Consider the following 12,753-nt stretch of genomic DNA (forward strand, 5'->3'; position numbering starts at 1 on the left):
GGTCGAGGGGAAGGCCAGGGCATGACAGGTTTCGAGACGGTTCTCTTACGGGTCGCGGGCACGGCGGCGACCACCCTGCTGAAGTCCCTCCTCGCCCGGGCCCCCGGCGCCGGCCTGACCGCCGACCCCGCCCGCCCCGCCGGCCGCCTGCGACGACCGACGGAACTGGGCGACCCCGAGATCCGTCGGCTGACCCGCACCCTGGCCTCCCGCCTGGGCGAGGAGGCGACCCGGCTGCCGGACCACGAGCGGTCGGCCGTGGTGGACTCGGTGGCCGACACCTTCGCCGCGGTGGGCCGGCTGGACGCCGACGCCCTCTTCGCCGCGGACCTGCGACCGGCGGCGCTGGCGGCGGCGATCCCGCCGCCCCGCGCGGCGGGCCTGAGCGAGGCCGCGGAGTCCGTCCGGCGGCGGCTCGTCGAACTGTGCTGCACGCACGTGGTGGAGTACGCGACCACCCTGCCGGGCTTCTCGGCCCGGGCGGACGTGGAACTGGTCCGCAGGATGGCCGAGTTGGCCCGGGCGGTGGACCGGCTCTCGCACACCGGCGACGGCGCGGCGCTCGCCTTCGAGGAGCGGTACGGCCGGTACATCGCCGAGGCGCACGGGCGGCTGCAACTGTTCGGGCTCACCTTCAGTCAGGCCCGCCGGGAGTGGCCGCTGGACCGGGCGTACATCAGCCTGGCGGTCAGCGGCGAGCGGATGCTGGAGGAGCCGGGCCGGACCACCCCGATGAGCACGGAACTGGCCCTCGGCGCCTCCGAGCGGGTGCTGCTGCGCGGTCCGGCGGGCTCGGGCAAGAGCACCCTCGTGCAGTGGCTGGCCCTGAACTCCGCCCGCCGCACCTTCGGTCCCGGCCTGCGGGACTGGAACCTCCTGGTCCCCTTCGTCCTGCCGCTGCGGTCCTTCAACTCCCCCGCCGGGCTGCCGATGCCGCAGGACTGGCTGAGCGCGACCGGGGTGCCGCTGCGGGCACCGGACGGGTGGGTGGAGTCCCTCCTCTCCGCCGGGCGGGCGCTGGTCCTGGTGGACGGGGTGGACGAGGTCCCGCCCCGCCTGCGCGACCGGACGGAGACCTGGCTCCGGGCCCTGCTCATCGCCTATCCCAAGGCCCGGTTCGTGGTCACCACCCGCCCCTCGGCCGTCCCGGAGGACTGGCTGACCGGACACGGCTTCTCCCCCCTGGCGCTGCTGCCCATGGAGCGGGACGGCGTCGGGGCCTTCATCACGCACTGGCACGACTCCGCCCGCGCGGACGGCGTATCCGGGCAGGAACGGGAGCAGCTCGACACGTACGAGAAGTCGCTCATCCAGGCGGTGAGCACGCGCCGGGACCTCGGCCGGCTGGCCACGAACCCGCTGATGTGCGCCCTCCTGTGCGCCCTGAACCGGGACCGGCGGATGCACCTGCCCCGGGCCCGCAAGGAGCTGTACGACGCCGCGCTGGACATGCTCCTGGTCCGCCGGGACACCGAGCGGGACATAGCGGGGGTCGAGGGGGTGTACCTCAGCCGGGACGAGCAGACGGTGCTGCTCCAGCGGCTGGCGTACTGGCTCATCCGCAACGGGCAGTTGGTGGCCTCCTTCGAGGAGGCGATCGAGATGGTCGGCGAGTGGCTCGACGCGATGCCGCAGGTCCGGGCGCAGGGCAGTGCGCGCAGGGTGTTCCGGCACCTGCTGATCCGCTCGGGCCTGCTCCGCGAACCCGTTCCGGATTCCGTGCAGTTCGTCCACCGCGTCTTCCAGGACTACCTGGGGGCCAAGGCGGCCGTGGAGGCACGGGACTTCGGCGTGCTGGTGCGCAACGCGCACGAGGACACCTGGGACGACGTGATCCGGATGGCGGTCGGACACGCCAGACCGGACGAACGGGCCCATCTGTTGCGGGAGTTGTTGCGCCGGGCCGACGAGAACGAACGGGACCGCAGTCGGCTGGTGCTGCTGGCGGCGGCCTGTCTGGAGCACGCCCCCGAGCTGGACCCGGAGGTCTGGCACGAGGTGGAGACCCGTACGGCGCACCTGTTGCCGCCGCGGTCGGCCGCGCAGGCCGAGGAACTGGCCAAGGCGGGGGAACTGGTCCTGGAACTGCTGCCGGAACCGGCCGACCTCACCGAGGACGAGGCCGCCGCGACGATCCGGACGGCCGCGCTGGTCGGCGGGGACCGCGCGCTCCAGGTCATCGCGGGGTTCCGGTCGGACGACCGGTACGAGGTGGTGCACGAGCTGTCGGACTCGTGGGGGCGCTTCCCCAACGAGGCGTACGCGGACGCGGTGCTGTCCGGGGCGCCCGTCCGCGAGGGTCACCTGCACCTGCGCACGGCCGAGCAGTTGGCGACCTACGAACGGTTGCGGCACATCCACCGGGTCCACCTGACCTGGGACGGCCCGATCCCGCCGGCGATCCGGGACCGCCGGGACCTGGAATGGCTGGTCATGCACCGCAATCCCGGGCTGACCGACCTGTCCCCGCTGGCCGGGCATCCGACGCTGCGGCACCTGGGGGTGTTGGACTGTCCACAGGTGACCGGGGTCGAGGTGGTGACCGAGCTGGCGGCGGACAGCCTCGCCTTCGGCTACCTGCGGGACGGACTCTCGCTGGCCCCGCTGGCCGGGGCCGAGGGGTTGCGCTCCCTGGTCATCGGCTTCGAACCGGAGCAGCGGCGGATCGGGGACGTCCCGGCTGCGGGGACCCTGGCCGCGCTGCACATCTGGCAGGGCGCCCGCCGGATGACGCTGGACGGGATCGACCGGTGGCCCGGGGTGCGGACGCTGACGATCGCCGGGAGCGGCCAGTACCGGCAGTTGGCGCGGGAGCTGCCGCTGCCGGACCTGGACGGGTTGCAGATCCGGCATGCCGCGCCGGTGGCGGTCGAGGCGCTCCTGCCGTACGAGCGGCTGACCCGGCTGACGCTGATCAGGTGCGCGCTGGAGGGGACGTTGGAGCCGCTGCGCGCGTTCCGGGGGCTGCGCCGGCTGGTGCTGAGCGAGTGCCTGGGCACGGTGGACCTGTCGCCGCTCGCGGATCTGGAGGGCCTGGTCGTCGAGGTGCACCGGGGCACGAACGTGAGCGGGGCGGAGCGGATCGCGCCGGAGTGGCTCGTCCGCAGGGACTGAGCCGCTCCGGCGGGACCGCCGGTTCACCGGACCGGTCCGGGTCGCCGAACCGGGATCGGCCGGTCTACCAGACCCGGACCGAGCCCCCTCGGGCGAAGGCCGGGCTGGTGGCGGCCGGAGGGATCTCCGTCAGCGGCTCGGCGACCTCCGAGACCAGCGGGCCGCACGTGGCAGCGACCGCGTCCAGCCGGGCGAGGTCGAAGCCGTAGACCCGGGCCGCGTTCCCGCCGACCATGGCGGCCACCTCGTCGCGGGGCAGGCCCGCGTAGGCGATGCGGAGGCCTTCGCGGGAGAACGGGGTGGTGCCCTCGTCGTGGGGGTAGTCGGAACCCCACATGATCTTGTCGAGGCCGATCCGGTGGCGGAGCGGGACCTCGTGGGGGCGCATGAAGCTGGCCCCCACGAAGCAGTTGTCCCGCCACACCTCGCTCGGCCCCTTGCCCATGGACCGGGCCAGACCCGCGCCGAACCTGGCCTCCGCGGTGGCCGAGGCGGCGACCAGGCGGCCGTGGTAGTAGTCGAGCATCTCCATCACGCCGGGGATCCAGCCGGAGCCCTGTTCCGTCAGGACGAGCCTGAGGCCCGGGTGCCGGCGGAAGGCGCCGCCGAAGATCAGGTGCCACAGGGCGCGGTGGGAGAACCAGGTGGTCTCCACCATGAAGACCGCCCGGGCCGCCGGTTCGTCCCCCAGCGGGGGCGAGGCCGAGCCGCCGTGGTGGTTGACCGGGACCTCCAGCTCGTCGCACACCGCCCAGATGGGGTCGTAGGCGGCGGAGTACAGCTCGGGGATGCCGCTGCCCGGGGGCGCGCCCGGCAGGAGGATCCCGCCGGTCAGCCCGGCGTCGCGGGTGCGACGGATCTCCTTCACCGCCTCGTCCACGTCGTTCAGCAGGATCTGGGTGACGCCGGCGCGCCGCCCCGGGGCCTCGTCGCAGAAGTCGGCCAGCCACCGGTTGTGGGCCCGCAGGCCCGCCCAGCGCAGTGTGAACTCCTCGCGGGTGGGCGCCGGGGCCATCAGGGAGGCGGTCGGGAAGAACGGCGGGATCGTGTTCGGGAAGAGCACTTCCGCGACGATGCCGTCGGCTTCGAGTTCCGCCAGCCTGCGCCGGGAGTTCCAGTTCCGGTCGGCGGTGTCCGCGAGGAGGTCCTCGTACGGGTTCGCGTACGAGGCCGCCCAGGCGTCGAACTCGTCGTGGTGGCGTTTCTCCAGGTACGGCTTGTAGTCCAGCAGGTCGGCGCCCGCGTGGCAGTCCGCCGAGACGACGGTGTAGCGGTCCTCGGCCGGCGCGGTCACGAGACCCCCAGCGTCGGGAAGTCGTGCCCGGTGAGCCAGTGCCGGCCCACCTCCCGCGAGCGGGCCCAGGAGGCGCGCACGGCGGCCTGGTCGGTGGACTGGCCGAGTTCCGCCGGGGTCGGGCCGATCCGGCGGGCGATGGGGGCGAGCCGCGCCGTGTCGAAGCCGAAGACGTCCGCGGCGGCCAGGCCCAGCATGCGGCGGGTCTCGTCGACGGGGATGTCGTGGAAGGTGTTCTTCAGCCAGGTGCGGGTGTGCGGCCAGGTCCCCTCGGGGTGCGGGAAGTCCGAGCCCCAGAGGATGTTGTCGACGCCGATCTCGTAGCGCTGGGCGAGTTCGCGGCGCTTGGTGTTCGTGGCGCAGATGAACACCTGGCGGTCGAGGTACTCGCTCGGCGGGCGCGTCAGCTCGGCGAAGGGCGACAGTTTCTTGCCGCCGTGCGCACCGAGGTAGAGCCGGTCCATGAACCACAGTTGGTTGGGCAGCCACCAGCAGCCGGACTCGGCGATGCCGAACCTCAGGCCGGGGTGGCGTTCGAAGACCCCGGACCACAGGAGGAACCACAGGGGCCGCGAGGGCCACCAGGTGACCTCCGAGACGTAGATGCCGAGGTGGTCGCCGTACTCGTGGCGGGGCGCGGCCCCCGAGTGCGTGACGACGGGCATCGCGGTCTCGGCCGCCGCCGCCCACACCGGGTCGTAGCGGCGGTCGTGGTAGGGCGCCTTGTCCACCCACATCGAGGGGATCATCAACGCGCCGAGCCCGGACTCCTTGGCCCGGTGGATCTCCGCGACCACCTCGGCGGGTTCGCCCGTGATGGGCAGCAGGGCGACGCCGCAGTGCCGCTCGGGGTTCTGTGACACGAACTCGGCGAGCCAGCGGTTGTGGGCCCGCGCGCCCGCCATGCCCAGTGCGGGGTCCTGGTCGCCGGACAGGCCCAGGCCCACGCCGAAGGGGGCGGCGGTCTGGCTGTCGACGGCGTCCGCGTCGGGGAAGACGACCTCGGCGGCCACGCCGTCGCCGTCGAGTTCCTTCAGGCGCCGGCCCACGTCCCAGCCGCCCTTGAGGCCTTCCTCGTGGTCGTGGAACCACTTCTCGGCGAAGGCCTCGTTGCGCACGCCGAGGCGGGTGGCCTCCTCGCGGCGCGCGTCGCGTTGGCCGAGGAACTCGTCGAACTCGCGGTGGAAGGCGCCGTCGAGGTAGGGGCGGTACTGCTCGGTGGGCAGGCCCGCGTGGCAGTCGGAGGAGATGATCAGGTACGGGTCTTCGTACGGGGTGTCGCTCACGACGAACGCTCCTCAGTCGAGGATGAAACTCTCCAGGTAGGCCGGGTTGGCGCGGTCGAGCATCGACCGCGACCGGGCGCGGATCTGCCGGTCGCTGTGCTCACTGGCCGGGAGCATCCAGAACCGGTCGGCGAGGATGCCCTCGACGACGTGCTCGGCGACCTCCTCGACCGGGGTGAACGGCACGTCGTGGCCGGCCTCGCGCATCGCCCTCTCGTACTGGTCGAGGCTGCGGTACGGGGACTTGCGCGGCCGTTCCTTCGCGTAGCGGTCGGGCCGGTTGCGGTGCGACTCCCACAGTCCGGTGCGCAGCATGTGCGGCCCGGGGAAGAGGACGGAGGCCCCGACGTGGGCGCCTTCCGCCCTGAGGTGGGCGTAGAGGGACTCGGTCATGGTGACCACGGCCGCCTTGGTGACGGCGTACACGGAGGCGGTGGGCAGCGGGGCGATGCCGCCGTCGCCGGAGGAGGTGTTGACGACGTGGCCGGGTGCGCCGCCCGCGAGCATGCGCGGGACGAAGGCCTGGATCCCGTGGAAGACGCCCCAGACGTTGACGGAGAATGCCCACTTCCAGTCGTTGGGTTCGTGCTCCCACATGCGGCCCTCGGCGCCGGAGCCGACGCCCGCGTTGTTGCAGAGCACGTGGACGGCGCCGAAGGCCTCGTACGCGGCGTCGGCGAGGGCGAGCACGGAGTCCCGGTCGCCGACGTCGACGGGCCGGGCGAGGACCTCGGCGCCGTCGGCCCTCAGTTCGTCGGCGGCCTTGCGCAGGGCGCCTTCCTCCACGTCGGCGAGGATCACCTTCAGCCCCTCGGCGGCGAAGCGGCGGGAGATGGCGAGGCCGATGCCGCTCGCGGCGCCGGTGACGACGGCCACCTGTCCCGGTTCGAGTCGCATCTCAGACGCTGCCTTCCGGGGGGCCGTCGAGGGTCTGCATCGGGTCGTCGTAGCGCTGGTGGACGTACGGGAGCAGGGCCCGGGCGCTGACCCGTTCGACGACCCGGCCCCGCTGGTCGGTGGTCTTCTCCCCGATGGTGATCTCCACGAGGCGGCGTACGGGAAGATCCGCGACCGGGTCGAACATCGACTCGCGCAGCACCACGTCGCCGGTGACGTGCTCCAGTTTGCGGACCTTCTCGTTGCGGGTGCAGTGCACGAGGACGGGCTCGACGTCGAAGCCCGAACCGTCAACGGCGGGCAGGAACTTGAAGTAGAAGTCGGTCTTGGTGGTGGGTTCGGGCAGGGGCAGCGCGCGGTCCACCGCCCCGCGCACCTCGACGAAGGCGATCCCGTGCCGGGCGAGGGCGGCCCGTACGACGAGGCCGTCCCGCTCGACGGTGACCTCGCCCAGCTTCTTGGGCTCCCCGAACACCTCACGGCCGCCGACCAGGGCCCGCTCGTGCGTCATCGGCATGACGAGCGGGTACCAGCCCTCGACGTCGCCGTGCCGGGCGGCGACGGCCACCGAGCCGGCGCCGAGCGGGTACCCGGGCAGGTCGACCTTGCTGATGTTGGCTCGCACGAGGGGCCGCTCGGCGGGTTTGAGCGGTGGCGGCAGGACGGCCGCGACCACGTCCGGGTCGCTCTCCCAGACGGCCACCACCCCGGTGGACCAGATGTCGGGGAGTTTGGAGCTCTTCTCGCGCGACGCCGCGATCTCCGCCTCGGTGCGCGCTCCGTACCGTACGCGTGCCATGGGTGTACCACCCTTCGCTGGGTTTCCGGGGGCTCTGTAACACAGTTACACCGTCGGCGATGAAGGGTAAAGACCCACGCACACACCGGAATTGACGGACCGACAGATTGGCGGCCTCCCTGATGGCCCGAAACGCGCTGACCCGCGAGGAGGTGTTGGAGGCGGCCTCGTCGCTGGTCAGGCAGCACGGCCCGGCGGCACTCACCATGCGCAAACTCGCCGCCGAACTCGGCACGGCGGTCACCTCCATCTACTGGCACGTCGGCAACCGCGAATCGCTGCTCGACGCCCTCGTGGAGCGGACCGTCCGGGACATGGGCGCGATCGTGCCCCGCACCCCGTCCGGCGGGCCCGGCACGGGCCGCACCCCGGCCGACCGGATCCTCTCCGTGGCCCGGACCCTGCGCCGGGAACTGCGCGAACGCCCCCACCTGATCGCGATGGTCCACGAACGCGGCCTCACCGAGCGGATGTTCCTGCCCGCCCAGCAGGCCCTGGTCCACGAGGTGCACGCCGCCGGACTGCGCGGGGCGCGGGCCGCCGACGCGGTCCGCGCGATCCAGTTCCAGATCGTCGGCTTCCTGCTCGTCGAGCGCAACCGCGAGCGCTCGCCCGTCCAGTCCCCCGCCGAGAGCGAGCTCTGGGACCCCGCCTCGGCCCCCGACGACCGGGCGCTCGCCCGGGCCCTGGCCCGCCCGGCCGACCCGGAACGGCTGTTCCTGCTGTCGGTACGGGCACTCGTGAGCGCCCTCCTGTCCCCGCCGGCACGACCCGCCCCGGCTCGAACGGCTCGTGGCGGGTGACCTCGTCGCGGACCCGGTCGACCTCGTCGCGGACCCCGGTCGACGGCCCGGGTACCCCGTCGGGGCCACGGGTGTCAGTCGGGGCCGATATCCTCTGTGACCATGCTCGACGACCGTACGACCGCAGAGACGATGTGGCCGACCGCGTACCCACAGGGGTACGCGGTCGTCGACGTGGAGACCACCGGGCTCGCTCGCGACGACCGGATAGTGTCCGCGGCCGTCTACCGGCTCGACGCGCAGGGCAACGTGGAGGACCACTGGTACACGCTGGTCAATCCGCGCCGGGATCCGGGCCCGGTCTGGATCCACGGCCTCACCAACGACATGCTCCAGGACGCGCCGCTCTTCGAGGACATCGCCGAGGAGTTCGCGGGTCGCCTCGCGGACCGTGTGCTCGTCGCCCACAACGCCATCTTCGACTGGCAGATGATCTCCCGGGAGTACGCGCGGGCCGCCACGACGGCGCCCGTCCGTCAGCGGCTGTGCACCATCGCCCTGTCGAAGGAGCTGAACCTGCCGCTGCCCAACCACAAGCTGGAGTCCCTCGCCGCGCACTTCGGCGTGGTCCAGCAGCGCGCCCACCACGCGCTCGACGACGCCCGGGTGCTCGCGGAGGCCTTCCGTCCGTCGCTGCACGCCGCCGCGCGGGACAACGTACGGCTGCCCCTGCTGGAGTGCCGGCCGTTGACGGAGTGGTCGGACACGCCCGCCGCCCCCGGGTCGGCTACCAAGGGCCGTTCGGCGCCACCAGCTGGCGGGCCTCCCGCAAACGGCCCGCGTGCCCCTACCCCAACCCGGGTCGGTTCGAGGACGGCAAACCCCTCAAGCAGGGCATGCGGATCGCGTTCTCCGGGGACACCTCCGTGGACCGGGAGCTGCTGGAGGACCGGGCGATCGAGGCCGGCCTGCACGTCGCGACGAGTGTGTCGCGGCTCACGAGCCTGCTCGTCACCAACGACCCCGACTCCTCGACCTCGAAGACCGTCAAGGCGAAGTCCTTCGGCACCCCGGTCCTCGACGAGGCCGCCTTCACCCACCTGCTGCGGGACGTGGCTGCGGCAGACGGGTGAGCATCACGCGACTCGCCCGGCGCCCTCCTTCCCGGTCCGCCCGTCCGGTTCCACCCTGTGGCGCATGGCACGTTGTGAGGTCTGCGGAAACGATTACGGGATGTCCTTCGAGGTGCACGCGCAGGGCGCGGTGCACGTCTTCGACTGCTTCTCCTGCGCCATTCACCGCATGGCGCCCATCTGCGAGCACTGCCGGGTCCAGATCCTCGGGCAGGGCGTCGACGTCGAGGGCCAGTGGTACTGCGGGGCGCACTGCGCCCGCGCGGCCGGGAAGGCGGGCATCGTCGATCACGTCTGACCCCCCGTCGCTCCCCGACCCGTCGTCACCCGAACCCCTCCGTGCGGGCCCCGGACGGCCACCCGGCCGCCGGGGCCTTCTCGGCTGGGGGTAACGTCGGGGGCGTGTACCGCTTTGTACTGACCCGGCAGTGGGTGTGCCTGACCCTCATCGCCCTCGCCCTCGTCCCGGCGATGATCAAGTTGGGCTTCTGGCAGTTCCACCGCCATGAGCACCGGGTGGCGCAGAACGAGCTGATCGCGAGGAACCTGTACGGGAAGCCGGTGCCCGTCACCGAGCTGACCTCCCCCGGTCACACCGTCCCCCGGGCCGACTACTGGCGCGCGGTCACCGCGACGGGCACGTACGACGCGGGGCACGAGGTCGTGGTCCGCCGGCGGACCAACAACGACGACAAGGTCGGCTTCCACGTCATCACCCCGCTGGTGCTGCGCGACGGCCGGGTCGTCCTGGTCAACCGCGGCTGGGTGGCGGGCGGCGACGACGCGCGCGCCTATCCGCCGGTGCCGGCCGCGCCCAAGGGCGAGATCACGGTCACCGGACGGCTGAAGGCCGACGAGACGAGCGGCGACAGCGGGATCAGGGACCGCAAGGGGCTGCCGGACCGCCAGGTGATGCTGATCAACAGCACGCAGCAGGCGGAGTACACGGGCCGAACCGTCCTCGGTGGCTATCTGGAACTCACCGCACCGGTCCCGGCGAACGACAGCCCGGAGCCGGTGGGTGATCCCGACCACGACTCGATCGGCGCGCACATGGCGTACGCGATCCAGTGGTGGATGTTCACGGCCGGAGTGCCGGTGGGGTGGGTGATCCTGGTGCGCCGGGAGAAGCGGGACCGCGCGGAGGCGGCGGCGAAGGCCCCCTCGGAATCGGTGCCCGCCTCGGCGTAGCGTGTCGGGCATGGATCTTGGACTGAAGGACCGTGTCTACGTCGTCACCGGAGCCACCCGCGGGCTGGGCTTCGCCTCCGCACGGGAGCTGACCGCCGACGACGCGAAAGTCGTACTGACCGGCCGCGACGCCGGGCGTGCTGCGGACGCCGCCGCCTCCCTGGGCCCGAACGCGGTGGGAGTGGCGGCGGACAACGCCGATCCGGCGGCGGCCGCCCGCCTCGTCGCCGAGGCCCGGGAACGCTTCGGGCGCCTCGACGGCATCCTGATCAGCGTCGGCGGCCCGGCCCCGGGCACGGCCGCGGACAACACCGACGAACAGTGGGCCGCCGCCTTCGAGTCGGTCTTCCTGGGCGCGGTCCGGCTCGCGCGCGCCGCGGCGGCCGAGCTGGGCGAGGGCGGCGTCATCGGGTTCGTGCTGTCGGGCTCGGTACACGAACCGATCCCCGGGCTGACGATCTCGAACGGACTTCGACCGGGACTGGCCGGCTTCGCGAAGTCCCTGTCGGTGGAGCTGGGCCCGCGCGGGATCCGGGTGATCGGGCTGCTGCCGGCCAGGATCGACACGGACCGGGTACGGGAGCTGGACGCCCTGTCCGGCGACGCGGACGCCGCCAGGGTGGCGAACGAGTCCCGCATCCCGCTGCGGCGTTACGGCACCCCGGAGGAGTTCGGTCGCACGGCGGCCTTCCTGCTGTCCCCGGCGGCCTCGTACCTGACGGGCGTCATGCTGCCGATCGACGGAGGCTCCCGCCACGGCTTCTGACGGCCCTCACCGACCACGCCCGCGCCCGTCGGCCCGGGCGGCTCGGGTCTCAGGTGACCCGGGCCGCCCGGTGCGAGCCGACCTTGAGCCGGGCCTCCGCGGGGAGTTCGGGCAGGCCCGCCGAGGCCCGGGCGTGGGCCAGGACCGGGCCGGCGAGCCCGGCCAGGGCGTCGGCCGGGACCGCGTGCGGCTCCAGTTCCAGCGCGACCCGCAGGCTCGGCGTCTCCCGGCGCCCGCGCAGCGCGACCCGGCAGCGGGCGACCCCGTCGAGTGCCCCCGCCTCGGCGGCGACCGCCGACTCCAGCGCCCGCCCGCGCAGCAGCGCGTACGCCCCGTCCCCGGTGTCCACGAGCACGGCGTCCAGTCGTGACCTGCGCAGTTGCGCCAGCAGCCACCACAGTGCGAGCAGCACGCACAGGCCCAGGCCGGCGACCAGCACCCACCACCACCAGCCGTCCGCGTGCCAGTACCGGCGTCGGGCCGCCGCCGTCAGCAACGGCGCGTGCCGGCCGCCCAGCGGCCGGGACCCGGTGAGCACCGAGATTCCGGCAGCCAGCAGCACGGCTCCGATGATGGCCAGCAGTACCCGGTTGACCGTGCCGAGCATCGCGTCACCCTTTCCGGTGGACCCGTACGCGGGGCCCCGGCTCGTGCACGAGGCCCAGTTCCTCGATGCCGACGGCGAGTACCGCGTCCAGGTCGGCCCGTACCTCGTCCAGTTCGCGGAAGTGCGAGGTGGCCCGTACCCCGACGCGGGACCGGCCCACCTTGACCCGCACCGAGTTCACCCCGGACACCTCCATGGCCCGGTCCCGCAGGACCAGCCCGGCCGCCTTGCGCCCCAGTCCGGCCCGCACCCCCGACTCCGAGGTGCGCATCTGCAGGATTCCGCGCAGCCCCGGCGTGATCGCCAGCACCAGCAGGACCGCCCCGATCAGCGCCAGGACGCCGGCGCCGATCAGGACCTCCGGATCGGCGGGGGTGTAGCGCTCCAGTTGGAGGGCGAGTTCCCGGCGCCAGCGCATGGCGGGGCGCTGAGCACGTACGGCCGCCAGGTCGTACAGGAGCACTCCGGCCGCGCCGAGCACGGCCAACGCGGTCAGCGCGGCCGGGATCCGGCGCGTGGAACGGAACCGGCGGGCACCCGCCGTCACCGCAGCCGCCGGTCCCGCCCGGCGGCTGCCGGGCGGAGGTGTGCGGGGTGCAGGTGCTCGACCTCGACGGCCACCTCGGGCACCGTCATCGAGGCGCACTGTTCGACGCGTTCGGCGACCCGGCGGCGGACGGCCGCGCTCTGGGCGGCGACGTCGGACGGGTAGGGCAGTTCCAGGCTCACCCGTACGCGCGCGATGTCGTGGTGGACGGTGACGGTGGCGTGCGGGGGCGCCGCCTCGTCCGCCTCGACGAAGAGCGCCTCGCGTGCGGCCTGCGCCGCGATCTTGGCGACGACCCGGTCCGCGATCCGGGTGGATCCCCGCTCGGCGGCGGGCACCCGGGTCGGCAGGGCCCGGGGGGTGCTGGTGCTCATCG

12 protein-coding genes and 1 pseudogene are annotated in these 12,753 nt (G+C 73.2%); 6 read left to right on the top strand and 7 right to left on the bottom strand.

Annotation, left to right across the window (positions count from 1 at the left end; all coding sequences use genetic code 11):
- Positions 1-21: 21 nt before the first annotated feature.
- The gene (locus ACQEVM_RS25555; RefSeq protein WP_433082760.1) at positions 22-3,114 is read left to right on the top strand and encodes an NACHT domain-containing protein; all 3,093 of its coding nucleotides are present in this window, start codon (positions 22-24) and stop codon (positions 3,112-3,114) included.
- A 64-nt stretch (positions 3,115-3,178) separates the two neighbouring features.
- Here ACQEVM_RS25555 and ACQEVM_RS25560 read toward each other — a convergent pair whose 3' ends face one another.
- The 4 genes from ACQEVM_RS25560 to ACQEVM_RS25575 are packed head-to-tail and all read right to left on the bottom strand — an operon-like array spanning position 3,179 to position 7,390.
- On the bottom strand, positions 3,179-4,408 hold the full coding sequence (locus tag ACQEVM_RS25560; RefSeq protein WP_433082762.1) for an amidohydrolase family protein: 1,230 nt from the start codon (positions 4,406-4,408) through the stop codon (positions 3,179-3,181).
- Complete coding sequence (locus ACQEVM_RS25565; protein ID WP_433082764.1) at positions 4,405-5,694, bottom strand: amidohydrolase family protein; 1,290 nt, start codon at positions 5,692-5,694, stop codon at positions 4,405-4,407. The genes ACQEVM_RS25560 and ACQEVM_RS25565 overlap by 4 nt, the downstream gene beginning before the upstream one ends.
- A 12-nt stretch (positions 5,695-5,706) precedes the next feature.
- On the bottom strand, positions 5,707-6,591 hold the full coding sequence (locus tag ACQEVM_RS25570; protein WP_433082766.1) for an SDR family NAD(P)-dependent oxidoreductase: 885 nt from the start codon (positions 6,589-6,591) through the stop codon (positions 5,707-5,709).
- Position 6,592: 1 nt separating this feature from the next.
- The gene (locus ACQEVM_RS25575) at positions 6,593-7,390 is read right to left on the bottom strand and encodes an acetoacetate decarboxylase family protein (RefSeq protein WP_433082768.1); all 798 of its coding nucleotides are present in this window, start codon (positions 7,388-7,390) and stop codon (positions 6,593-6,595) included.
- Between the two features lie 122 nt (positions 7,391-7,512).
- Here ACQEVM_RS25575 and ACQEVM_RS25580 point away from each other — a divergent pair, with 122 nt between their 5' ends.
- The 5 genes and pseudogenes from ACQEVM_RS25580 to ACQEVM_RS25600 all read left to right on the top strand — a co-directional run bounded on the left by ACQEVM_RS25580 (position 7,513) and on the right by ACQEVM_RS25600 (position 11,223).
- The gene (locus ACQEVM_RS25580) at positions 7,513-8,193 is read left to right on the top strand and encodes a TetR/AcrR family transcriptional regulator (RefSeq protein ID WP_433082770.1); all 681 of its coding nucleotides are present in this window, start codon (positions 7,513-7,515) and stop codon (positions 8,191-8,193) included.
- Between the two features lie 102 nt (positions 8,194-8,295).
- Positions 8,296-9,266, top strand: a pseudogene (locus ACQEVM_RS25585) (DEDDh family exonuclease).
- A gap of 100 nt (positions 9,267-9,366) precedes the next feature.
- The gene (locus ACQEVM_RS25590; protein WP_433082772.1) at positions 9,367-9,564 is read left to right on the top strand and encodes a hypothetical protein; all 198 of its coding nucleotides are present in this window, start codon (positions 9,367-9,369) and stop codon (positions 9,562-9,564) included.
- Between the two features lie 104 nt (positions 9,565-9,668).
- Positions 9,669-10,457, top strand: coding sequence for an SURF1 family cytochrome oxidase biogenesis protein (locus ACQEVM_RS25595; protein ID WP_433082773.1), 789 nt, complete (start codon positions 9,669-9,671; stop codon positions 10,455-10,457).
- A gap of 10 nt (positions 10,458-10,467) precedes the next feature.
- Positions 10,468-11,223: an SDR family oxidoreductase gene (locus ACQEVM_RS25600; RefSeq protein WP_433082775.1), complete on the top strand. Its 756-nt coding sequence runs from the start codon at positions 10,468-10,470 to the stop codon at positions 11,221-11,223.
- A gap of 49 nt (positions 11,224-11,272) precedes the next feature.
- Here ACQEVM_RS25600 and amaP read toward each other — a convergent pair whose 3' ends face one another.
- Genes amaP through ACQEVM_RS25615 form a run of 3 tightly spaced genes read right to left on the bottom strand, consistent with a single transcriptional unit; the run spans position 11,273 to position 12,751 of the window.
- A complete protein-coding gene (amaP, locus tag ACQEVM_RS25605) occupies positions 11,273-11,830 on the bottom strand; it encodes an alkaline shock response membrane anchor protein AmaP (RefSeq protein ID WP_433082777.1) in 558 nt (185 codons plus the stop codon).
- Positions 11,831-11,834: 4 nt separating this feature from the next.
- Entirely contained in the window at positions 11,835-12,476 is a 642-nt protein-coding gene (locus ACQEVM_RS25610; protein WP_433082779.1) for a DUF6286 domain-containing protein, read from the bottom strand.
- On the bottom strand, positions 12,374-12,751 hold the full coding sequence (locus ACQEVM_RS25615; RefSeq protein ID WP_433082781.1) for a hypothetical protein: 378 nt from the start codon (positions 12,749-12,751) through the stop codon (positions 12,374-12,376). The genes ACQEVM_RS25610 and ACQEVM_RS25615 overlap by 103 nt, the downstream gene beginning before the upstream one ends.
- Between the last annotated feature and the right edge of the window lie 2 nt (positions 12,752-12,753).

The organism is Streptomyces sp. CA-243310 (genome assembly GCF_050936775.1).
Taxonomy (GTDB): domain Bacteria; phylum Actinomycetota; class Actinomycetes; order Streptomycetales; family Streptomycetaceae; genus Streptomyces.